Origin of the sequence: Mucilaginibacter sp. NFR10, assembly GCF_900100445.1 — a bacterium.
Lineage (GTDB): Bacteria > Bacteroidota > Bacteroidia > Sphingobacteriales > Sphingobacteriaceae > Mucilaginibacter > Mucilaginibacter rubeus.
In genome coordinates, this window is record NZ_FMTV01000001.1 from 1,279,439 (window position 1) to 1,301,924 (window position 22,486).

Annotated in this window: 20 protein-coding genes; 18 read left to right on the forward strand and 2 right to left on the reverse strand. The window is 41.1% G+C overall.

Annotated elements, in window-relative coordinates:
• The 6 genes from BLP33_RS05230 (at position 1) to BLP33_RS05255 (ending at position 6,570) form a co-directional block, all read left to right on the forward strand.
• Positions 1 to 627, forward strand: a complete 627-nt coding sequence (locus BLP33_RS05230; RefSeq protein ID WP_090525547.1) for a histidine phosphatase family protein — start codon at positions 1 to 3, stop codon at positions 625 to 627.
• Positions 596 to 1,384, forward strand: a complete 789-nt coding sequence (locus tag BLP33_RS05235) for a menaquinone biosynthetic enzyme MqnA/MqnD family protein (protein WP_254780059.1) — start codon at positions 596 to 598, stop codon at positions 1,382 to 1,384. Before BLP33_RS05230 ends, BLP33_RS05235 begins: the two co-directional genes overlap by 32 nt.
• Positions 1,385 to 1,533: 149 nt before the next feature.
• Positions 1,534 to 2,346 carry an SDR family oxidoreductase gene (locus BLP33_RS05240; RefSeq protein WP_090525549.1) on the forward strand — a complete coding sequence of 271 codons (813 nt, stop codon included), beginning with the start codon at positions 1,534 to 1,536 and terminating at the stop codon, positions 2,344 to 2,346.
• A 225-nt stretch (positions 2,347 to 2,571) separates the two neighbouring features.
• Entirely contained in the window at positions 2,572 to 3,048 is a 477-nt protein-coding gene (locus BLP33_RS05245; RefSeq protein WP_090525550.1) for a hypothetical protein, read from the forward strand.
• A 150-nt stretch (positions 3,049 to 3,198) separates the two neighbouring features.
• Positions 3,199 to 5,406: a bifunctional alpha,alpha-trehalose-phosphate synthase (UDP-forming)/trehalose-phosphatase gene (locus BLP33_RS05250; protein WP_090525552.1), complete on the forward strand. Its 2,208-nt coding sequence runs from the start codon at positions 3,199 to 3,201 to the stop codon at positions 5,404 to 5,406.
• Between the two features lie 315 nt (positions 5,407 to 5,721).
• Complete coding sequence (locus BLP33_RS05255; RefSeq protein WP_090525554.1) at positions 5,722 to 6,570, forward strand: N-acyl homoserine lactonase family protein; 849 nt, start codon at positions 5,722 to 5,724, stop codon at positions 6,568 to 6,570.
• 99 nt (positions 6,571 to 6,669) lie between these two features.
• On the opposite strand, the gene BLP33_RS05260 is transcribed toward BLP33_RS05255, so the two are convergent.
• A complete protein-coding gene (locus BLP33_RS05260; protein ID WP_090525556.1) occupies positions 6,670 to 8,454 on the reverse strand; it encodes a glycoside hydrolase family 15 protein in 1,785 nt (594 codons plus the stop codon).
• 145 nt (positions 8,455 to 8,599) lie between these two features.
• On the opposite strand from BLP33_RS05260, the gene BLP33_RS05265 reads away from it, so the two are divergent.
• The 12 genes from BLP33_RS05265 (at position 8,600) to BLP33_RS05320 (ending at position 22,112) form a co-directional block, all read left to right on the forward strand.
• Positions 8,600 to 9,235 (forward strand): peroxiredoxin, encoded by a 636-nt coding sequence (locus tag BLP33_RS05265; RefSeq protein WP_090526222.1) that lies wholly within the window; start codon positions 8,600 to 8,602, stop codon positions 9,233 to 9,235.
• Between the two features lie 139 nt (positions 9,236 to 9,374).
• On the forward strand, positions 9,375 to 9,572 hold the full coding sequence (locus BLP33_RS05270) for a cold-shock protein (protein ID WP_090525558.1): 198 nt from the start codon (positions 9,375 to 9,377) through the stop codon (positions 9,570 to 9,572).
• A gap of 127 nt (positions 9,573 to 9,699) precedes the next feature.
• Positions 9,700 to 10,932 carry an MFS transporter gene (locus BLP33_RS05275; protein ID WP_090525560.1) on the forward strand — a complete coding sequence of 411 codons (1,233 nt, stop codon included), beginning with the start codon at positions 9,700 to 9,702 and terminating at the stop codon, positions 10,930 to 10,932.
• Between the two features lie 281 nt (positions 10,933 to 11,213).
• Positions 11,214 to 12,128: an oxygen-dependent coproporphyrinogen oxidase gene (gene hemF, locus BLP33_RS05280; protein ID WP_090525562.1), complete on the forward strand. Its 915-nt coding sequence runs from the start codon at positions 11,214 to 11,216 to the stop codon at positions 12,126 to 12,128.
• Between the two features lie 91 nt (positions 12,129 to 12,219).
• The gene (locus tag BLP33_RS05285; RefSeq protein ID WP_090525564.1) at positions 12,220 to 12,618 is read left to right on the forward strand and encodes a hypothetical protein; all 399 of its coding nucleotides are present in this window, start codon (positions 12,220 to 12,222) and stop codon (positions 12,616 to 12,618) included.
• 161 nt (positions 12,619 to 12,779) lie between these two features.
• Entirely contained in the window at positions 12,780 to 15,371 is a 2,592-nt protein-coding gene (gene gyrA, locus BLP33_RS05290; protein ID WP_090525568.1) for a DNA gyrase subunit A, read from the forward strand.
• 5 nt (positions 15,372 to 15,376) lie between these two features.
• Positions 15,377 to 16,495 (forward strand): tetratricopeptide repeat protein, encoded by a 1,119-nt coding sequence (locus tag BLP33_RS05295; RefSeq protein ID WP_090525570.1) that lies wholly within the window; start codon positions 15,377 to 15,379, stop codon positions 16,493 to 16,495.
• Between the two features lie 5 nt (positions 16,496 to 16,500).
• Positions 16,501 to 17,763, forward strand: a complete 1,263-nt coding sequence (locus tag BLP33_RS05300; RefSeq protein WP_090525572.1) for a tetratricopeptide repeat protein — start codon at positions 16,501 to 16,503, stop codon at positions 17,761 to 17,763.
• A 510-nt stretch (positions 17,764 to 18,273) separates the two neighbouring features.
• Positions 18,274 to 19,134, forward strand: coding sequence for a glycosyltransferase family 2 protein (locus BLP33_RS05305; protein ID WP_090526223.1), 861 nt, complete (start codon positions 18,274 to 18,276; stop codon positions 19,132 to 19,134).
• 175 nt (positions 19,135 to 19,309) lie between these two features.
• Entirely contained in the window at positions 19,310 to 20,398 is a 1,089-nt protein-coding gene (locus BLP33_RS05310; protein WP_175489932.1) for a GNAT family N-acetyltransferase, read from the forward strand.
• Between the two features lie 62 nt (positions 20,399 to 20,460).
• Positions 20,461 to 21,210, forward strand: a complete 750-nt coding sequence (locus BLP33_RS05315) for a phytanoyl-CoA dioxygenase family protein (RefSeq protein ID WP_254780060.1) — start codon at positions 20,461 to 20,463, stop codon at positions 21,208 to 21,210.
• A 107-nt stretch (positions 21,211 to 21,317) separates the two neighbouring features.
• A complete protein-coding gene (locus BLP33_RS05320; RefSeq protein WP_090525576.1) occupies positions 21,318 to 22,112 on the forward strand; it encodes an SDR family NAD(P)-dependent oxidoreductase in 795 nt (264 codons plus the stop codon).
• Between the two features lie 73 nt (positions 22,113 to 22,185).
• Here BLP33_RS05320 and BLP33_RS05325 read toward each other — a convergent pair whose 3' ends face one another.
• A complete protein-coding gene (locus BLP33_RS05325; protein WP_139159935.1) occupies positions 22,186 to 22,377 on the reverse strand; it encodes a hypothetical protein in 192 nt (63 codons plus the stop codon).
• Between the last annotated feature and the right edge of the window lie 109 nt (positions 22,378 to 22,486).

The following is a 22,486-nucleotide window of genomic DNA, read 5'->3' on the forward strand; positions in this document are numbered from 1 at the left end:
ATGGTACAAAAAACCTTATATATAGTACGCCACGGCCAAACTGAGTATAACAAACTTGGTATTATACAGGGCCGCGGGGTTGATACCGATTTAAATGACGAAGGCCGTAAACAAGCCCGCCAGTTTTTTGAGGCTTATAAAACTGTTCCGTTCGATAAAATTTATATATCGGCATTAAAGCGCACACAGCAAAGTATCCAGCCTTTTATTGATCTGGGGATATCTTATGAAAAGCTTCCGGGTTTGGATGAGCTGGCCTGGGGCATTCACGAAGGCCAGTCGCCAACTACTGATAATAAAGCTGCTTTTCTGCAGATTATGCGTGATTGGCTGGATGGTAAGCTCGACAGTAAATTTGAAGGGGGCGAAAGTCCGCTTGAGGTTGAAGTACGCCAGCGCGAAGCCATGGAGGTGATCATGAGCCACCCCGAAGAAAAAAACGTGCTTATTTGTATGCACGGTCGCGCTTTACGACTGTTGCTTTGTATCCTTACCGGTAAGCCCTTATCCGAAATGGATACCTTTCCGCACCAAAACCTGGTATTATACAAGGTAACGTACAATGGCGAAAGATTCGAAATCATCGACTTTAACAATGCCGAACATCTCAAACATTCCGAAGAATAGAAATAGCGAATTTGTGAACAAGATCAGAATATCAGCAGTAAGCTACACTAATACCAAACCCTTTTTATACGGCATTCAACATACCGACATCATTAATAAAATTGACCTGAGCCTTGATATCCCGTCAGATTGTGCTCAAAAGCTTATTGACGACGTGGTTGATATCGGTCTGATCCCGGTTGCTGCAGCACTGAGTTTGCCGCAATGGGAAATTGTCTCTGATTACTGCATTGGTGCCGTAGGCGCGGTAAACTCCGTTTTCATTTTCAGCAATAGTGATATTAAGGACGTAACTACCATTCAACTCGATCCGCAGTCGCGCTCATCAAATAATCTTGCCCGTGTGCTGCTGAAAAACCACTGGTTGGTAAACCCCAAACAGGTAAGTAATGCGCCGGATTATGCCCAATCTGCAGATGAACAAACCGCCTTTGTACAAATAGGCGACCGTACCTTCGGCAAAAAGCAGCAATACAAATATGTTTACGACCTGGCCGAAGAATGGCAAAAAATGACAGGTCTGCCATTCACCTTTGCAGCCTGGATAGCTAATAAACCTATCCCTCAGGATTTTATGGACGAGTTTAACGAGTCACTAAAATACGGTCTTGATCATCGCGAAGATCTGTTTAAAGAACTACCCATGCGTGATGACTTTGACCTGATCGACTACCTGATGGTTAAAATAGATTATGATTTAACAGCAGACAAGAAGAAAGCCCTGTACCTGTTTCATGATTATATAAAAGCGTTATAATCTCTGAACCGGGATTGGGGCGGATTTTTAGGATTACAGGATCAGAATTGTTTGGTTATGTAATCCTATAATCACATAAATACCGGTTCGGGCAAAAACAATTCCCTTCTCAATTCCATTGCTTATCTTAAACACAAAAACGTTTATCTATGAGCAATACTCCCCAACTATTAAAAGGACAAGCAGCCCTCGTAACCGGTGCCGATAGCGGCATTGGCAAAGGTGTCGCATTAGCTATGGCCGCTGCCGGAGCCAAATTACTGATTAATTATGCCCATAATAAAGCAGCCGCTGATGATGTTGTAAGCCAGATCAAGGCCACAGGCGGCGAGGCATTTGCATTTCAGGCCGATGTAAGCCATGAGGAAGAGGTAAAAGCCATGTTTGCCGAAATATTTAAGCAATATGGCACTATTGACATTTTGGTAAACAATGCCGGTTTGCAAAAAGATGCCAGATTTGTTGATATGACGCTTGACGACTGGAATAAAGTGATTAGTATTAACTTAACCGGTCAGTTTCTTTGTGCCCGGGAGGCTGCTAAAGAGTTTATAAAACGCGGTGTTGTTGAAGGAGGAAGCAAAGCTGCGGGCAAAATTATCTGTATGAGCAGTGTGCATGAAGTAATTCCCTGGGCGGGGCATGTAAACTATGCGGCCAGCAAAGGCGGTATTATGATGTTTATGAAAAGTATAGCACAGGAGCTCGCCCCGCATAAGATCAGGGTGAATGGGATAGGGCCAGGCGCTATACAAACACCTATTAATAAGGAAGCTTGGGAAACCCCGGAAGCTCTTGATAAATTATTGACGCTCATCCCTTACAACCGGATAGGCCAGCCGGCTGACATCGGAAACCTGGCAGTTTGGCTGGCTTCAGATGAGTCGGATTACATTACCGGTGTCACAATTTTTGCAGACGGGGGCATGACTTTGTACCCGGGCTTTGCAGATAATGGCTAAATGACATTTTCATGACAACATAAATCGGTTTAGCAAACTAAAAACGCCATTAATTGGCGTTTTTTCTTTTAGATATTGTAAAATATACACTAAGGTTATTGATAAAATTTAAATTTTGTGGCTATAAAAGGCTATAATTATTAAATATTCATAAAAGTTTAAGAAAATTTTAAATATTGATAAGTGTAGTGTATTTTTGTTGCAGGATTTAAAATTTAAACGAACATGAAAAAGATATTTTTAACAATAGCAACTGCAGCCTTATTTACCGTTAACGCTTTCGCTGATGGTGGCAAAAAATCAGATGGTGGTACCAATGTTTCTTACGTAGCATTACACGGCTTTACTGCTGACTTCGCTGAAGCTACCAACGTTAACTGGACTGTAACCAAAAACGTTCAAAAAGCTACTTTCACTGTTGACGGCGTTCAAAAAACTGCTTTCTACAACCTACAAGGTGAATTTTTAGGTACAACTCAACGTGTTGACAACAAAGCTATCCCTGCAAAAGCCCTTAAACAAATCAACAGCGATTACAAAGGTTACGAAGTAGGCGAAGTTATCGTTTACCAGGCTAACACTTCAATCAATGACGCTATCGAGCCAACTTCATATTTTGTTGACTTGAAAAACGACAAACACGAAGTTTTGGTAAGGATCACTCAACAAGCTAACATCGAGTTTTTCCAACAAGTAAAATAACTCCGAAAAATTATAACAATGGAAAGCCGTCCCGAATATCAGGACGGCTTTTTTTATGATTATAAATCACACTTTTATGTCATAAAGCCTCTTTTCATAAAACAAAAAGGGTGTTTTCGTCTTTTAAATATTAATTAATATTTACTTCATATGTCGAAAACAATAATTGTATCAAACCGTTTGCCTGTTAAAATTTCCAAAACTGATGGTGCATACCATTCATCACCGAGCGAGGGAGGATTAGCTACCGGTTTAGGTTCAATATATAAACAGGGCGATAATGTATGGATAGGCTGGCCCGGAATAGAAGTTGCTGAGCAGGAAGATAAAGACCAGGTTACAAAAGAATTAAAAGAGTTAAGCCTGATCCCTGTTTTTTTAGATCAGGAAGAGATCAACCAATACTACGAAGGTTTCAGCAATGAGGTTTTATGGCCCGTTTTTCATTATTACGCTTCAACTTATGCTGCTTACAAACAATCAAACTGGGATTACTATAAAGCGGTAAATAAAAAGTTCAGGGATATGATCCTCAGTATTGCCGAGCCCGGCGATGTGATCTGGATCCACGATTACCAGTTGCTATTATTACCCGCCCTGGTTAGGCAGGAGCTGCCGGACGTTTCCATCGGCTTTTTCCTCCACATTCCTTTCCCTTCAAATGAAATGTTCAGGTTGATCCCATGGCGTTCGGAACTATTGGATGGAATGCTTGGCGCCGATCTGATCGGTTTACATACATTTGATGATGTGCGCCACTTTTTAGGTGCGGCTACACGCCTGCTGCCGGTAACATCCAGTGCCAATATCATCAGCAATGGCGAGCGCTCCGTTGTTATCGAGTCGTTCCCGATGGGGATCGATGAAAAAAGGTATTCATCGCTACCGCTGCAGGACGATGTAAAACAGCAGATTGAGCTTATTAAAGAGAATTTCCAGAACAAAAAGCTGATCCTTTCTATAGACAGGCTTGACTACAGCAAGGGGATCCTGCAAAGGCTGGAAGCTTTTGAGCTGCTGCTTGAACAATGCCCGGAATGTATTGAGCAAATTACGCTTTACATGATCGTGGTTCCATCCCGGGATACGGTACCGCAATACGCTCACCTTCGGGATGAAATAGATAAAAAAGTAGGGAAGATCAATGCTTTGTATCGTACTATGGACTGGAGCCCGGTGCACTATTACTATCGCTCATTCCCTATCGAAACCCTGTCGGCACTCTACTACTCGGCCGATGTTTGCCTGGTTACACCCATGCGCGATGGCATGAACCTGGTAAGCAAAGAGTATGTCGCCAGCCGGATAAACAATGATGGCGTATTAATTATGAGTGAGATGGCAGGATCATCTAAAGAACTTATAGATGCTATAATTGTTAATCCTAATAATACCGGGGAAGTTTGCCGGGCCATTTTACAGGCTATCAATATGCCGCTTGAGGAACAGCGCCGGCGCATGATCCCGATGAGGCAGCTTGTAGCAAAGTTCAACACATCCCATTGGGTTAAAATTTTTATGGACAGGCTGAAAGAAGTAAAACTCATGCAGCGCTCCATGCAGGCCAGGCACGTGAGCAACACTACCGAACAAAGTATTATTAACCGTTATATCAAAACTAAAAAGCGCATTATCTTTTTGGATTATGACGGAACACTGGTAAATTTTAAATCCAATATCGATCAGGCCTCTCCCGATAAGGAGTTGTACAATGTCATCAATAAACTTGCGGAAGATCCTGCAAATCAATTGGTTTTGATTAGCGGGCGAAAGCATGAAAACCTCGACGAGTGGTTTAAGGAAAACGACATCTATCTTATTGCCGAACATGGTTCATGGTTTAAGCAACCCGGCACTTTATGGCATAAAATAAGCGGACTAACCGATCAATGGAAGCATGATATTTATCCGATATTGGAAACCTATGTTGATCGTACACCTGGCTCGTTCATTGAAGAGAAAACATATTCACTGGTTTGGCATTACCGTAAAGCCCAGGCCGGGCTTGGCGAGCTCAGGGCCAATGAGCTGATGAATAATCTTAAATACCTTGCAAGCGATAAAGGGTTACAATTACTGGCAGGGGATAAGGTACTGGAAGTGAAGAATATGGACATTAATAAGGGTAAAGCCGCTTTAACACTTACCGAAGGCCGTGATTATGATTTCATTATAGCTTTCGGCGATGACTATACCGACGAAGATATCTTTAAAGCGCTGCCCGAAAGTGCTATTACCATTAAAGTCGGCAGTAATCTTTCGGCAGCTAAGTTTTACCTGCGGAACCCATCGGAGGTTAGGAAATTGCTGACCAGTTTTGCTAAGTATACGCCGGTTGAGGAACCGGCGGACAAGTAAGGTTTAGTCGGTTTATTTAAAACCATCGGAGGTTAGGAAATTGCTGACCAGTTTTGCTAAATATACGCCGGTTGAGGAACCGGCAGACAAGTAGGGTTGAATAGTTTTAATCTTGCGCTCGTTTGCAACGAGCGCTTAATATGGCTTAGCGATTGCATCGCCAGTGGCGTTATAAACGCAAACCCAGGTTACGCACTCGTTGCAAACGAGCGCGAGATGACAAATAGGTATTATTAGTTTAATTTAAAAATTATTTATGCCTGCGGTTTAGCCGCGGGCATTTTTTATATTCGGTTCACGATAATGTAACCTATTATGAAAAAAATCAGCCTGCTTGTTTTTGCATTAATGCTTAGTTGCCATATCATTTATGCGCAAACCCCGGTCTATAAAATTTATGCCGTAAAATTCGCCGAATCGGGATATCCATTTAAAGTGGGCGATTGGGCATTGAACGGCCCCAAAAATGAGCCGGTTAAAATTGATTTTATGGTATGGCTTATCAAAGGTAGCAACGGCAAAAACATTTTGGTTGATGCCGGCTTTTTGCCCGATATCGAAGATGCCAAAGAATTTAAACTTAAAACCTATCAACGCCCGGACTCGGCGCTTTTAAAGCTTGGTGTAAAGCCCCAGGATATAACCGATATTATTTTAAGCCACCCTCATTGGGATCATATAGATGGTTTAAGTCTTTTCCCTAAAGCTAAGGTTTGGATGCAAAAGCTGGATTATGAGTTTTTTGTAGGCGCAGCATGGCAAAAAGCGGGAGAGGCAGGGGGGTATGCTAAGCGCGATGTTATCAATACCGTTAATTTAAATTTGGCGGGCAGGCTCAAACTGATAGACAGCGACAATAAAGAGATCATTAAAGGTATAAAAGTTTATACCGGTTCAAAGCATACCTACAATTCGCAATATGTGCTGGTACAAACCGGGAAAAACAGGGTAGTAATGGCATCTGATAATATCTGGATCTATTACAGCCTTGAACATTTAGTACCACCTTCGCAAGGTGGTACGCTTGATCCCCAGGGCTATGTAAAGGCGATGAAACGAATGAAAACGCTCGCCAGTGATGTTAAATTTATAATCCCGGGGCATGATGGCAGGCAGTTAGAGATGTTTCCAAAAGTTGCGGATGGAGTAGTGGAGATCAGGTAATTATTTAGGTGAACACCGAATTGGTTAATCCAGACTTACGAAGTTTTAGAAACTTCGTAAGTCTTATCTGCTACCAATTTATGCAAGAGAAGATTAATCCTACAAAAATATCGGCCTATCCAATTTCATGGCAATCCGGTACGCCGCGTTCATCAACCCTACATGGCTGTAAGCCTGGGGGAAATTACCCCACTGGCTTCCGTCGCGCTCATCAACATCTTCGCTAAAGAGCAACAGGTGATTGGAATATTGCAGCAGGTTGCCAAACTCGCGCTGGGCATCATCCAATCGACCAACAGCAGCCAGCGCTTCTACATACCAAAATGCGCAGATCAGGAAAGTAGTTTTAGGCTTACCAAAATCGTCTGTATATAAATACCTGTAAAATAATCCATTAGGTGTCTTTAGTTCTTTTTCTAATGCAACTAAATGATCCTTCGCTTTCTGCGAATTTGGATCGAGATAGTTCATCATAATCAATTGCAAAGTGCTGGCGTCAAGGTTACTGCTCCCGGCCGAGTTGGTGTAAACTTTGCGCACCGGGTCATAGCAGCTCTCGATATGCGCGGCCGCACGTTCTTTAAGAGAAATGGCCTTATCAATCAGCTCCTGGTTTTGGATGGTACGCGCCATTTTTTCGGCAGCGGATGCGCCTGCCCATTGAAACAGGTTGCTGTAACAATGAATGTTGGCCATATTCCTGAACTCCCAGATGCCGGCATCTTTTTCATCAATGGTATGCTCTATCTTACTCAACAGAAAGGCTATCCAGTGAACCGAATCTTTTCGTTCCGAAAAAACAAAACGATGATCGGTGTATAATGGGAGCAGGGAGATCAATACCTGGCCGTAGATGTCATTCTGAATGTGTTCAGACGCCTGGTTGCCAATCCGCACCGGCTGGTTGCCCATATAGCCTGCTAAATCAGTCATGATATTTTCGACAAGGTCTTTTTTACCAGTGATGCCATATAGCGGCTGGTAGCGTTCCATTTCCGAAAAGGTGATATCAGTAACATAGCCGAAATACTTCTCCATCTCCTCAAAATGGCCAATGTGGTTTAGCGCGGTTATTACGTAATAAGTATCGCGCAGCCAGCAATAACGATAATCCCAGTTACGGCCGCTTCCCGGCGATTCGGGCAGACTTGTGGTGCTTGCGGCGATAATTGCACCGGTATCCTCATACTGGTGTATTTTAAGGGCCAAAGCAGAGCGGATTACAAAGGGCTGAAAATAAGTAGCAATTGATGAGTGTTTGATCCATGTACGCCAGTATTGCACGGTTTCGGCCAAAAACCGATCAGCTGTGCTGATGAGCGGCGCTTCAAGCGGTTCGCCGTAGGTCATGGCCAGGTACTTGGTTTCATTGAGTACAAAAGCCTGTCCATCAAAAACATAACTTATGGGAATATTGGTGGTAAGGCGGATGTTTTCTTCGCCACCCAGATATTGGATATGATTGCTGCCACGGTTTACACTCAATTTAACAGCGCCATATTCAGATACCGGCTTGCATTTGACAATGATGCGCGGGGAGCCCTCAATAACCTCAATTTTCCTGATCAGCATTAATGGTTTATAATAACGCTGATGCTGGTAAAATCTTGGTGCAAAATCGGTTATGCGGTATTTTCCGCCGCTTGCAGGGCATATTTCCGTAATTAAAATATTGGTATTTTCCAGGTAATGTTGATTGGTAGTGTATTCACCTTCCGGGCGGATCGAGAATTCGCCGCCTTTATCTTTATCAAGCAGGCCGCCAAAAATAAAGGTGCTGTCGAACCGGGGCCAGCACAGCCAGTCGACATTGGTGTTTTTATTAATATGGGCTAAAAAGGCGCAATTGCCAATTATACCGGTATCATAGGTGTGTTTACTCATAGATAGCTGTTATTAATTTCAAACTTCAACAACACAGCCTTTGTAATGTTGGCGTAAATAATGCGATTATTTAAAGTTTGTTTGCATTTGTTTATGAATGTATAGTAACTTAGTCGTATTAAATTACCATCAAAAATCTATCATCATGAGTTTAAGACTGGGCGATAAAGCGCCAAACTTCAAAGCAAAAACATCAGAAGGCGAAATTGACTTTTACGAATATTTAGGGGATAGCTGGGGCGTGCTATTCTCGCACCCTGGCGATTATACACCTGTATGTACCACTGAACTTGGCAAAACCGCCGCTTTAAAAGATGAGTTCACTAAACGCAATGTTAAAGTATTGGCACTTAGTGTTGACTCGGTTGAATCGCACCACGGCTGGATCCAGGACATTAACGAAACACAGGGTGTTGAAGTTAACTTCCCGATCATTGCCGATGAAGACCGCAAAATTTCTGAAGCTTATGATATGATCCATCCAAATGCTTCGGTAAATGCCACAGTGCGCTCATTATTTATTATAGGTCCTGATAAGCTGGTTAAGCTCATCATCACTTACCCTGCATCAACCGGCCGTAACTTCCAGGAAATTTTAAGGGTTATTGACTCATTGCAGTTAACCGCCAATTACAGCGTGGCAACACCTGTCGACTGGAAAGAAGGGGAGGACGTGGTAGTAGTGCCGGCGATTAAAACTGAAGATATCCCTGCCAAATTTCCAAAGGGTTTTACTGCAGTTAAGCCCTATTTGCGCCTGACACCACAACCAAATAAATAATTTTATTTGGTTTATTTAATAATTTTATATATTTGAGGGAAGCAGGGTATCTATTCCTTCTGAACCAATAAGCCTATTTTGTTTTCAGTTTGGTTTTAGTTGATCTTAACACGAATTTTTTATTACGATTATTATAATTATGAAAACTGGAAAAGTAAAATGGTTTAACACACAAAAAGGCTACGGCTTTATTATTACCGAAGAAGGTAAGGATCTTTTTGTACACTTTAAAGACGTGCAAGGCGGTGTAAATGCTATTAAAGATAATGACAGCGTCACGTATGATGTGGAAGAAGGAAGAAAAGGATTACAGGCAGTAAACGTTAAAAAAGCATAAAATATATAAAATTATTGAGCAAAACTTACTTACAAAACCTCTGTCATGACAGGGGTTTTTTTGTGCCGATTTTTTTTGTTTTTATCTTCATAAATCACCTACATTAGCCAACCAATTTTTACACGCTATGACCGATGCTACTAATGCCAAAGTCACAAGGAACGCTGTTTTCTTGGTACTTGTTGCTTCCCTGGGCTATTTTGTTGATATATATGATCTTTTGGTTTTTTCTATAGTACGCATCCCCAGCCTTAAAGATATCGGCTTAAATGCACAGGAAATAACTGATAAAGGTCAGTTCATTATCAGCATCCAGATGTTTGGGCTGTTGCTTGGCGGCATCATATGGGGCATTGTCGGTGACAAACTGGGTCGTATTAAGGTGCTTTTTGGTTCGATATTACTTTACTCCATTGCCAATTTTGCCAACGGCCTTGTTCATGATGTAAATACTTATGCCATAGTAAGGTTTATTGCAGGCCTGGGGCTTGCAGGCGAACTTGGCGCCGGTATTACCCTGGTTAGCGAAACATTAAGCAAGGAAAACCGGGGTTACGGAACCATGATGGTAGCTGTTATTGGCTTGTTTGGAGCTACTGCTGCTTATGCCGTAGCTAAATTTGGCTGGCGTAATGCCTACTTTGTAGGCGGCGGCTTAGGAATTTTATTGTTGCTGCTTCGTGTTGGTACTTTTGAATCGGGCATGTTCAAAAATGTGGAGAACAGCGATGTATCTAAAGGCAACATGCTCATGTTGTTTACCAACTGGGAACGTTTAAAAAAATACCTGTTTTGTATCCTGATAGGCGCACCGCTTTGGTACGTAGTGGGTGTATTGATCAGCTTTTCGGATAAGTTTGGGGCTGCTTTAGGGGCTAAAACCCTGATCAAACCGGGCGATGGTATTTTTTACAGTTACATAGGCATTGCCATTGGTGATATTGTGGCTGGCTTACTGGCCCAGGTTACCAAATCGCGTAAACTAACGATGGCCGTATTTCTGGTTATATCATTAATTAGTGTCCACTTTTACTTAAGCAGCTACGGTATTACCCCCGAAAAATTTGCTGTATTAAGCTTTTTCATGGGTTGTACTGTAGGTTATTGGGCAACGTTTGTTACCATTGCGTCTGAGCAATTCGGCACCAATATCCGCTCAACAGTTACCACTACGGTACCCAACTTTGTACGTGGTTCACTAATCCCTATAACTGTAGCATTTAATGCTTTCAATGCAAAGTATGGGTATATTAAATCGGGATATATCATGATGGGGATACTTACTGCAGTAGCCCTGTTATCCTTAAGCCAGTTAAAGGAAACCTTCGGCAAGGATTTGAATTACGTAGAGATAAGCTAAAATCTCCCAGGTGTTCAATTTTTAAAAAACGGGTGTTCAAAAATGTTGCGTTTAGCCTAAACCTAAAAAATAAGTACTGATTATCAGTAGTTTATGTTTTTAGCAGCAAAATAATGAACATGTAAACCGTTGATTATCAAGCAACTTGTTTTTACGAGGTGTTCACACCTAAAAAAGTTGAACACTTTCCATCATCGTCTGTAAATGCGGGTAGCTATGAGTGCCCGCATTGAAAAAAGGCCTTCCGCTGCAATTCCCAAAATTCATTACTTTTACAGCCTATGATCAGCAAAGAACAAATAGCCGAAGATTATAAACAAATACAGGATGAGATCTGCGCAGCACTTGAGCAATTAGATGGCGCCGCAAAATTTGAGGAAGAGCTTTGGGAGCGCGAGGGTGGAGGCGGAGGCCGTACCCGGGTCATCCAAAACGGTAACATCCTTGAAAAGGGCGGGGTTAACTTTTCGGCGGTTTACGGTCATTTGCCCGATACCATGAAACGGGCGCTGCAGGTTGAGCAGGATGACTTTTTTGCTACCGGTGTGTCTATTGTGATCCATCCCAATCACCCGTTGGTGCCTATCATCCACATGAACATCCGTTACTTTGAAATGCCATCAACCATGGGCGACAGCCAGAAACCGGTTCGCTGGTTTGGCGGGGGCATTGATTTAACCCCTCATTACGTAGTTGAAGATGATGCCCGTTTTTTTCATAGCGGATTAAAAGCTGCCTGTGATCAATACTATGCCGATTTTTACCCCCGGTTTAAAAAATGGGCCGATGATTACTTCTTCATCAAACACCGTAATGAAACCCGTGGAATAGGCGGTATATTTTACGACAGGCTTACTGCCAATGATGAGTTAAGCTGGGAGGAGATCTTCGAGTTTTCAAAATCAGTTGGACGATCATTTGCACCGTTATATACTGAGCTGGTTAACCGCAATCGCGATAAATCATTTACCGAAGCGCAGCAGCTTTTCCAATACCAGCGCCGCAGCCGCTATGCCGAATTTAACCTGGTTTATGATGCCGGCACCAAATTCGGGCTGGAAACCAACGGCCGCATCGAATCGATATTGATGAGCCTGCCGCCTACAGCTAAATGGGTTTATGACTATCACCCGTCAGCTGGCAGCGAAGAGGAAAAAACACTATCTTTACTAAAAAAAGGCATTAACTGGGTATAGGAAAAAGCTGAAAGCGAAATGCAGAAAGCCAAAGGCCTAAAGAAAAAAGCTTTCAGCATTATGCTTTGGCTTTTAGCTAATAACATCACCAATGAAAAAATCTATTGTGCCGGTTATCGGTATTTTGCTGTTATGTGCTTTCCGTTTTGATGATAGCCCGCTGAAAGGCGTCTGGGAGTACCGCGGCGGTATAATTAACGGCAAAACTGATGCTGCCCCTAAAGCTTATAAACTACAACGGGATTACGACAACGAGCATTACAAAGCGAGGGTTATAGAAGAAGGAGAGAAGACCCAGGTATATGAAAAAGGCGATTACCAGTTAAAAGCTGACACCTGCTTTGAAACCCAAACCTATTGTATGCAGGAGTCAAAACTGCTTAACAAAACCATAAAATACAACTACATAATCAGTAACGATACACTAAAACTGCTTTCGGTTTTGCCCAACGGCAACAAGGTTGAAGATTACTGGGTAAAGGTGAATTAAACCTGTATTAAAGTAACAAAATTGTTAAACCGGGGCAATATGTTCCCCCGGTTTATTGTTACTAAGTTGGCGCAATCCCAAGTATTTTTTTAACTTCGCAGGTCGTTGAAAAATCAATTTTAACACGCAATTATAAGAGAAGGTTCTACAAATAATTAAAAATGGCTGAAGGAACAGAAAACGATAATTCACACGCAGAAGACAGGATAATTTCGATAAATATTGATGAGGAAATGCGCTCGGCGTACATTGATTATTCAATGTCGGTGATCGTTTCCAGGGCGCTGCCCGATGTCCGCGATGGACTGAAACCCGTTCACAGGCGCGTACTTTACGGTATGCTTGACCTGGGTTTAACCAATAACAAACCCTATAAAAAGTCTGCCCGTATTGTGGGTGAGGTGATGGGTAAGTATCACCCGCACGGTGATAAATCGGTGTACGACACTATGGTACGTATGGCTCAGGAGTGGAGCTTACGCTACTTACTGGTTGAAGGCCAGGGTAACTACGGTTCAGTTGATGGTGACGAACCTGCGGCAATGCGTTATACAGAGGCACGCTTACAAAAGCTTGCGGAAGAGATGCTTGCTGATATCAACAAAGACACCATTGATTTTCAATTAAACTTTGACGACTCACTGCAGGAGCCAACCGTACTGCCATCCAAATTTCCTAATCTGCTGGTTAACGGCGCTTCGGGTATTGCCGTAGGTATGGCTACCAACATGGCTCCGCACAACCTATCGGAAGTTATCGATGCAACCATGGCATTAATTGATAACCGCCAGATCGAGGTTGCCGAGTTAATGAAATATGTAAAAGGCCCTGATTTCCCTACAGGCGGTATTATTTACGGGTACGACGGCCCTCGTGAAGCGCTGGAAACAGGCCGCGGCCGGGTTGTGATTCGCGCACGTGCGGAGATTGAAACCTACAATGGCGAACGTGAACGCATCGTTGTTAGCGAAATACCTTACCAGGTAAATAAAGCTTTGATGATTGAGCGTACTGCCGAACTGGTTAACGAAAAGAAACTGGAAGGCATTTCGGCTATTCGCGATGAATCGAGTCGTGAAGGGATCCGCATCGTTTATGAGATCAAACGTGACGCCAATGCGGCTATTGTATTAAACAACCTGTTTAAATATACGGCCCTCCAAACATCGTTTAGTGTAAACAACATCGCGCTGGTTAATGGCCGGCCAATGCTGCTTAACCTAAAAGACCTGATCCATCACTTTGTTGAGCACCGTCATGAGGTTGTGGTACGCCGCACCAAATTTGAGCTTAATGAAGCTGAAAAACGCGCGCACATCCTTGAAGGCTTATTGATCGCTTTAGATCACCTTGATGAAGTTATCCGCCTGATCCGCGCTTCACAAACTCCGGATGAAGCAAGGGAAGGCTTGATGAGCAGCTTTGGTTTAACCGATATCCAGGCACGTGCTATCCTTGATATGACCCTAAGGAGGTTAACAGGACTTGAACGTGATAAGATCAAAGATGAATATGCCGCTTTAATGAAACTCATCGAACACTTAAAAAACATCCTGAGCGACGAAGGTTTAAGGATGCAGATCATTAAGGATGAGTTATTGGAAGTTAAGGAGAAATATGGCGATGAGCGCCGTACTGAAATGGTTCACTCATCTGCAGAAATGCAAACTGAAGACTTTATTGAGGACGAGGATGTGGTAATCACCATCTCCCGCGAAGGTTATATCAAACGTACCCCGCTTACCGAATACCGCAGGCAGAGCAGGGGAGGTAAAGGCGCTATTGGCAGCAACAGCCGTGATGAGGATTTCATTGAGCACCTGCTTATTGCCTCAAACCACAACTATATGCTCTTCTTTACCGAATCGGGACAATGTTTCTGGCTCCGGGTGTTTGAAATACCGGAAGGTACACGTACCTCAAAAGGCCGCGCCATCCAGAATATCATCAATATTCCGAAAGAAGAGAATATCAAGGCCTACATTAAACTGATTTCGCTTAAAGATCAGAACTACCTTGAAAATAACTTCATTATTATGTGTACCAAGAAGGGTACCATCAAGAAAACCTCACTCGAGGCTTATTCACGTCCACGTTCAAATGGTATCAATGCTATCAATATTAACGAGGGCGATTCATTACTTGAGGCAAGCTTAACCAGTGGCAGCAGCGAAATTGTGATGGCACTTAAGTCTGGTCGTGCTATTCGTTTCAATGAATCAACAGTAAGGCCAATGGGACGTACCGCTACCGGTGTTCGTGGTATTACGCTTGATGACGAGAGCGATGAGGTAGTTGGCATGATAGCAATTGATGACGCTGAAACAACCGTATTGGTGGTATCAGAAAAGGGATACGGTAAACGTACCGACATTGAAGACTATCGTGTTACGAACCGTGGTGGTAAAGGTGTAAAAACATTAAATATTACTGAAAAAACCGGAAACCTTGTTGCCATAAAAGGTGTTACAGATAAGGAAGACCTGATGATCATTAACAAGTCAGGTATTATTATCCGTATAGCTGTAAGCGAATTAAGAGTGATGGGCCGTGCAACACAGGGTGTAAGGCTGATAACGCTTAAAAACAACGATGAGATAGCTTCAGTAGCCAAAATTGAGCATGATGAGGATGAGGAAGTAAAAGAAGGTGATGAAAATGCAGAAGGCTCTGATACCACAGCCGAAAATACAGGCGGTGATGATACAGCTGAAAATGGTGCAGAACCATCAACTGACGATACAACAGAATAATAAATATGCACTACCGCAAGATCATTTTATCGGTTTTAATTACAAGCCTTACTACGACTTTTGCCTTCGCACAAAAAGAAGCGCTGAAAGTTGTAGTAAATAACCTGGCTTTTTATAAACAGAAAAACGACCTGAAATACTTGGCCGCGGCCAAAAAATCTGCAGATAGTTTGATCATTACCAAGTCGGATACGGCTGATATTGAAAAAAACCTTTACCGGGCTATTGTAAATTCGAGTATCCTGTACATCGATTCTTTAAACAAACTCGGGATGCCTGCAGATATGCTTGACAAAACAACCAAACTGGTTGATCGGCTATCGGGTATGAACAAGATTTTCAAGTACCAGTCAGAACTTGATTATACCAGGCGCTGCCTGGCAAACGTTTATATCCGAAAGGGGTTTGATGCGGTAAATAATTCAGATTTCACCAATGCTAAAACTTGGTTTGAAAACGCGAAAAAGTATGCGCCGGCGATGAATCAGATCAATACCTATATCGCTTTCGCAAACAATAAAGCTGGTAATTTGCAGGATGCCGCTGTGTATTATAGCAATATGCTCAAGGTTGACAGTGCACGTACTGAATATATTGAAACAGCATCAAATATCTATAAATCATTGGGGGATACGGCCAAGGCTTTACAGATTCTTCAAAAAGGGAGGAAAATCTTGCCTAACGACAGATTTTTATTACTTGATGAAGCCAATATCTATAACAATAAAAAAAATTACAAAGCCTTAGAGCCCCTAATTGGCCCCTTGCTTGATATTAATGCAAATAACGCCGATATTGCATTTGTTGCAGCTAATTGCTACGATCATTTAGATAAATTTGATCAGGCAGAATCTCTTTACTTACACGCCATTGAACTAAGCGGAACATATTTTGATCCGGTATTTAATTTGGGGTTATTATATTTAAAGCAAAGCACGACTTCGAAAGGGGAGAGGAGCATTCAGGACCTTGGGCGAGCTATTCAATGGCTTGAAAAGGCCAATGAAATATCACCGAATAACGTAAACAGCCTGCAGGCTTTGCAGTTGGCATACGCAAAAACCAATAACCAGGATCAGTTAGACAAAATAAACAATAAACTAAAACAGTTAACCAATCAATAATAATCATGAAAATCAAACTTTTGATGGCGGGCCTGTTAGGCTTGGTTTCAGCAACAGCTTTTGCACAGAAAGGCGAGTTAAATACCGCAAAAGAAGAATATGAAAAATATTCGGGCTTAAGGGGCCAGCCGGCAATGGCAGCAATGGCAGGCAAAAGCCTCACTACTGCAAAAGAATCAATTGACAAAGCTTCAGCCAATGAAAAAACCGCTACTTTACCGCTTACTTACGCTGTAAAAGGTTCAATTTATTCAGCGTTAGCTGTTCAGGATACTGTACCCGCTACTTCATTGCCTTTGTTTACCACAGCCGAAGAAGCCTTGAAAAAAGCTAAAGAAGCTGACACTAAAGGTGAAAATAAAAAAATGATTGATGAGGCATACTTAAATCTGGCTCAATATCAATTAACTAAAGGTGTAAAAGAATATTCGTCCGGTAAATATGATCTTGCTTACAAATCATTTGACTTTTACCGCACCGTATTACCAGAAGATACCAATGCCATTTATTACACCGGTCTTGCAGCTGCAAACGGAAAAAATTATCCGGCTGCAATTTCAAACTACAGCAAACTGGTAACTACAAAATATTCAAAAAATGCCGGGGTTTACCTTGATCTTTCTTCATTATATCTCGCCAGTAAAGACACTGCAGGAGCTCTCAAAGCAGTATCTGAAGGTGTGAGTAAATACCCGGCAAACAGTGAATTGCGTAAACGTGAAATCGAAATCAGCCTGCAAACAGGAAAAGAAAAAGAAGTTACCGATAAGATCCAGGCAGCTTTGGCTAATGACCCTAAAAACAAGACTTTGTATTACTATGCAGGTCTAACTTATTCACAAACAGCCGATAATTACGCAAAAGAAGCGGGTGCAACTAAAGATGCTGCTGCAAAAGCGAAACTGCAGGCCTCAAAAGCCGAGGCTTATGTTAAAGCTGGTGAAATGTATAAAAAAGCTTTAGAAATTGATCCTAATTATTTTGAAGCTAATTTAAACTATGGTTATGTAATACTTAACCCCGCTATTGACGCTTATAACGCTGCTAATAAATTGCCTGCTAACAAACAAAAAGAATACGATGCTGCTATTGCTAAAGCTAAAGCTCAGTTTGAACAAGCTAAACCATATTTGGTAAAAGCTGTTGAACTACAGCCAAAATCAATTGACGCATTGCAAAATTTAAGAACCTATTATTTGGGTGTTAAAGATGATGCGAATGCTTCAAAATTAAAAGCTCAGATTGATGCGTTACCAACCAATCAATAATTAGATAATACAATATAAAAAAGAGGGGCCTTGAAAAAGGCCTTCCTTTTAAAAGTTTTATTTAACATAATGTTAATTATGGGAATAATATTCATTTGCAAATTTCACATAGATACTATTAATTTTAGCTTAAACTTTTACCGAATTGCACGGGTATACAGATAATATTTACAGGCGTTCACAGGTATGTAAAGTAATTGAAAAGTAGTTTACAATTTAAGAGTCAATAAAGTAGCGCGGGCTGCTGATAAGCATGAATTAAATATATTTGACATAGCAAATTGCTGTTATAAGCCGACTCGTAATTATTGATTTTTGATCGAACCAAAGACGAATTAAAAGTTTATTTAAGCAATAAACCTTTCGATCAAATAAATAAAAAATGTGAGTCATATGGCGAAGCATTGTGCGATGGTTCAAACGTATACCAGGTTCGGTATCTCGGTAAAGTACCAGGCATGTGAAGCTCAAATTCTATTTAATACTTCTAAAATAAATTTTTTCTTTTATATGGTAACAGGTCAGAACTTGATGGTTAGCGTTTGCTGTACAACTTACAATCACAAAGATTTTATCGGCCAGGCTATCGAAAGTTTCCTGATGCAGGAAACTAATTTTAGGTACGAAATTGTTATTGGCGACGATTGCTCAACCGATGGCACAACTGAAATAGTGAGATCATACAAGGAAAAATATCCTGATAAAATCAAAATCATCTACCCGGAAAAAAACCGTGGAGCTCATTTAAATACTATTAATACCATCAAAGCATGTGAAGGAAAATACATTGCTCTTTGTGATGGCGATGACTTTTGGACAAGTCCTCAAAAGTTGCAAAAGCAAGTCAATTTCCTGGAAAATAACCCGGAATATATTATTTGTTGTCACCACACAAGAGTGATTGATATCAACAATAACACCCTGAATATCGAGCCAAATCCTGTACCGCTTGAGTATACTTATCAAGATTTATTAGTTGGCCGGCAGGTAGAGACTAAAACAGCAACTGTTGTTTATCATAACATCCCAGAAGTACATGAATTGTTTCAGGAGTCATGGTATACGAGTTGCTATGCAGCAGATAAATTCTTTAAAATCTTTGCCACATTCAACACCGGGCGCAAAATATATGTAATGCCTGAGGTTATGAGCTGCTATCGCAATCATGTTGGCGGCATTTGGAGCATGATAAGAGATGACGCCCGGATGGAGATGGTTATCAGTGATTTTAATCTCATTATCCGGCGCTTTCGCTATCGTGGAATGCAAAAGAAAATGCTGCTGCTGCTGTATCTTAAGAGATACATACTATTTGAATTAGGCCGGTTTCGGTTACGTAAAGCTTTTGATACTGTAAAATATCTGCTTTAAACTTTATCCCAGTTTTTCCTTCCTGCTGTATTATGATCAACCTGTATCCAACCGGTACGTGGATAAGTATTTTCATTTTTTTGAGGCATAAACTGCCTCGTATTATTGACTAACAAGCACCCCATGTCCTACCCTCGGGCATATAATCAATAATTAAACGTAATTAAAACCACTTATGAGCTATCGAAGTTTCACCATACATAATAGAAAAGATTGGGACGAATATATAAACCAGTCATATGCGCACGAGGGATTTCATACCTGGTACTATCACTCTTTAAATAATGAAGGCGAGCCGCTTTTATTTGTTTATGAAGATGATGCGGTTTTTATAGCATTACCTGTAATCAAGAGGAAAATTGAAGGTTCCGAATACTTCGATATGACTTGCGTGTATGGCTATTCAGGGCCTTTATCCAACATACCCCTTGAAAACTTACCGGTCGCAATAACTACACAATTTAAGGTTGCATTTACAGGTTTTATGAAAGAAGAATCGGCCATTTGTATCTTTTCAAGATTACATCCGTTCCTCAATCAGCATCATCTTTTGGAAAATATTGGCGGTATTAAGGATAACGGCACAACGCTGTACGTTGATCTTTCCATGTCTGAAGAAGAACAACGAAATGGCTATGACAAAAGACTTGGTCGGCAGATAAGAAGCCTGCGAAAAATGGGTTTTGTTATTAAAGAAGCGGATACAATTCAGGAAATTGAACATTTTGCGGAAATGTATTATAAAAACATGGATAGACTGCATGCCTCATCTAATTATTATTTTGATGTTCAGCATTTTATCAATCTTCTTAACGAGGAATACATGAGAAATAAACTGATCTTAATTTACGATGGCCTAAACCTAATGTGCGGAGCGCTCATTTTATTATCAGATAACATAGTAAGAAACCACCTTTCTGCTACTTCTCCCGATTATCTGAATATTTCTCCGAGTAAACTATTAACAGACGAGATAAGTATGATTGGAAGAAGATTAGGAAAAAAGATCTTTCACCTTGGAGGCGGCGTAGGCGGAAAAGAAGATTCACTTTTTAATTTCAAAAAGCTTTTCTCCAACTTACAGGTAAAAGACCGGATCTGGTGCTATATCAATGATGAGCCTGCATATAACGAGCTTGTTTTAAAATCGGGTGTGGATCCCAATCCTGAAATTAAATTCTTTCCATTATATCGCCATCCTAACAGAAAAACACGGTCAACTACCTCTGAACCAGAAACCACCACAATTGAAAACCTTAATTAAATACAGAAATGAAAAATAAGTTTAACTATTCCGATGCTGACCTTGCCGTATTCGACCGGGTAATGGATGAATATGGATGGATTATATACGAAAATGCCCTGGACGAAGAATTCATTGATGAAATAACAGATTCATTGATACCTGCATACGATATCAGGCGTAAAATTCAAATTGCAAATGGTATAGGTGATAACATGAACGGAACGTTACACCACCTTGTTGAACGGGAAAGATTTTCACTGAAGTTTCTTGAACGAAAATATTGTGCAGATCAGATGATGCATTTCTTAAAAGGAAATTACATTATAAATTCGCTGGGCGCGGTCATCAATTTAAAAGATGAAAAACCATATGTTCAAAACATCCATCGGGATATAAGAAGTTTTACCGGCGATTTTAAAGTAATGATTCAAATGATGATAATATTAGATGATTTTACTCCTGAAAACGGGTCAACTTATTTTTTGTCAGGCTCGCATAAAAGCGATGAAAAACCGGAGAGTGATTTCTTCTACAAAAATGCAGATCGTGCCAATGCAAAAAGAGGCAGCATTATCTTGTTTGACTCCAATTTGTGGCATGCGGCTGGTAAAAATTATACTGATGCAACAAGGCGGACATTAACCATGGCTTTTACTAAGCCTTTTTTTAAACAACAGCTTGATTATCCAAGATTTTTGGGATATGAATTTGGCGAAGGATTAAGTGATGACCTGAGGCAAGTTTTGGGTTATAAATCCCGGGTGCCGGAAAACTTAAACGAATATTATCAGCCTATTGAAAAAAGAATGTACCAGCCCGGTCAGGGTTAAATTCAAAATTTGCCATCTATTGTCAATGCTGTTTAATCTTTGATTTTAAAATCTGCCTTAAACTAACAACAATGCTACACTTGTGTTATTAAGCAAAAACTAAAATCATGGATCTTAAACTTAATGACAAAATCGCGCTGGTAACCGGATCAACAGCCGGAATTGGCTATGCTATTGCAAAATCATTAGCCAACGAGGGCGCCACGGTATATGTAAATGGCCGAAACCAAACCAAGGTTGACGAAGTTGTAAAAAAGCTGATTGCCGAAACCGGTAACAATAAAATTAAAGGCATTGCTGCTGATTTTTCAAATATTGCGCAAGTTGAAACACTGACAGCACAATTGCCGGAAGTTGATATCCTGGTGAACAACGTGGGTATTTTTGAACCTAAACCATTTACCGAAATTACCGATGCCGACTGGCTGAAGTTTTTTGAGGTCAATGTACTAAGCGGGGTACGGTTGTCGAAAGCCTATTTTGATAAAATGATCAGTAAAAATTGGGGCCGTATTATTTTTATCTCTAGCGAATCGGCATATCAGATCCCCGAAGAAATGATCCATTATGGCACAACCAAAACGGCTCAAATTGCAGTTGCACGTGGTTTGGCCGAACTTACTAAAAGCACAGGTGTTACTGTAAATACTGTTTTGCCCGGGCCGACTTTATCTGAAGGCGTGGGCGATTTCATTGAGGCTTTAGCAAAAGATCAGGGTTTGAGTAATACTGAGGTAGAAAAAGAATTTTTCACTAATGTGCGTGGCACGTCATTAATAAAACGCTTTATTACTACAGAGGAAATTGCAAACATGGTTACCTATATTGCAAGTCCGCTATCGGCAGCAACTAATGGTGCAACTTTACGTGCTGATGGCGGGGTTATAAAAACAGCATTCTGAAATTTAAACGAAAAAGCACAAAAATCCCGGTCAGGCGTAAACCTGGCCGGGATTTTTTATGCGTTCTAAATTTCTAATGTTTTGTAGTGTCTTTTTTGCTTGTGTCGGTCTTAGCTGTGTCAGTAGCCGCCGGTGCACTTTGACTTGTTGAATCCATTTTTGTACTGTCAGAGCCATCGCCTGCTTTTTTTTCCGAGCTACAGCTGGTAGCAATAGCGCCTATCATTGCCGCGACAAGTGCGAAACTTAAAAATTGCTTTTTCATAGTTATTTGCTTTTGATTAATAATCAATTTATGATGAACCATACTATTAACGAAGCTTTAACCGTATTGTTTACCGGTAATTCTGGATTTTATTATCTTTTTATTTTTA

What these genes read in the sequence shown, in the direction of transcription:
- BLP33_RS05320 (WP_090525576.1), top strand. Translation starts at nt 21,318, where the DNA reads ATGGATCTTAAACTTAATGACAAAATCGCGCTGGTAACCGGATCAACA.
- BLP33_RS05235 (WP_254780059.1), top strand. Translation starts at nt 596, where the DNA reads ATGCCGAACATCTCAAACATTCCGAAGAATAGAAATAGCGAATTTGTG.
- BLP33_RS05260 (WP_090525556.1), bottom strand. Translation starts at nt 8,454, where the DNA reads ATGAGTAAACACACCTATGATACCGGTATAATTGGCAATTGCGCCTTT.
- BLP33_RS05285 (WP_090525564.1), top strand. Translation starts at nt 12,220, where the DNA reads ATGAAAAAATCTATTGTGCCGGTTATCGGTATTTTGCTGTTATGTGCT.
- gyrA (WP_090525568.1), top strand. Translation starts at nt 12,780, where the DNA reads ATGGCTGAAGGAACAGAAAACGATAATTCACACGCAGAAGACAGGATA.
- BLP33_RS05240 (WP_090525549.1), top strand. Translation starts at nt 1,534, where the DNA reads ATGAGCAATACTCCCCAACTATTAAAAGGACAAGCAGCCCTCGTAACC.
- BLP33_RS05245 (WP_090525550.1), top strand. Translation starts at nt 2,572, where the DNA reads ATGAAAAAGATATTTTTAACAATAGCAACTGCAGCCTTATTTACCGTT.
- BLP33_RS05250 (WP_090525552.1), top strand. Translation starts at nt 3,199, where the DNA reads ATGTCGAAAACAATAATTGTATCAAACCGTTTGCCTGTTAAAATTTCC.
- BLP33_RS05270 (WP_090525558.1), top strand. Translation starts at nt 9,375, where the DNA reads ATGAAAACTGGAAAAGTAAAATGGTTTAACACACAAAAAGGCTACGGC.
- hemF (WP_090525562.1), top strand. Translation starts at nt 11,214, where the DNA reads ATGATCAGCAAAGAACAAATAGCCGAAGATTATAAACAAATACAGGAT.
- BLP33_RS05255 (WP_090525554.1), top strand. Translation starts at nt 5,722, where the DNA reads ATGAAAAAAATCAGCCTGCTTGTTTTTGCATTAATGCTTAGTTGCCAT.
- BLP33_RS05315 (WP_254780060.1), top strand. Translation starts at nt 20,461, where the DNA reads ATGGATGAATATGGATGGATTATATACGAAAATGCCCTGGACGAAGAA.
- BLP33_RS05325 (WP_139159935.1), bottom strand. Translation starts at nt 22,377, where the DNA reads ATGAAAAAGCAATTTTTAAGTTTCGCACTTGTCGCGGCAATGATAGGC.
- BLP33_RS05275 (WP_090525560.1), top strand. Translation starts at nt 9,700, where the DNA reads ATGACCGATGCTACTAATGCCAAAGTCACAAGGAACGCTGTTTTCTTG.
- BLP33_RS05300 (WP_090525572.1), top strand. Translation starts at nt 16,501, where the DNA reads ATGAAAATCAAACTTTTGATGGCGGGCCTGTTAGGCTTGGTTTCAGCA.
- BLP33_RS05230 (WP_090525547.1), top strand. Translation starts at nt 1, where the DNA reads ATGGTACAAAAAACCTTATATATAGTACGCCACGGCCAAACTGAGTAT.
- BLP33_RS05310 (WP_175489932.1), top strand. Translation starts at nt 19,310, where the DNA reads ATGAGCTATCGAAGTTTCACCATACATAATAGAAAAGATTGGGACGAA.
- BLP33_RS05295 (WP_090525570.1), top strand. Translation starts at nt 15,377, where the DNA reads ATGCACTACCGCAAGATCATTTTATCGGTTTTAATTACAAGCCTTACT.
- BLP33_RS05265 (WP_090526222.1), top strand. Translation starts at nt 8,600, where the DNA reads ATGAGTTTAAGACTGGGCGATAAAGCGCCAAACTTCAAAGCAAAAACA.
- BLP33_RS05305 (WP_090526223.1), top strand. Translation starts at nt 18,274, where the DNA reads ATGGTAACAGGTCAGAACTTGATGGTTAGCGTTTGCTGTACAACTTAC.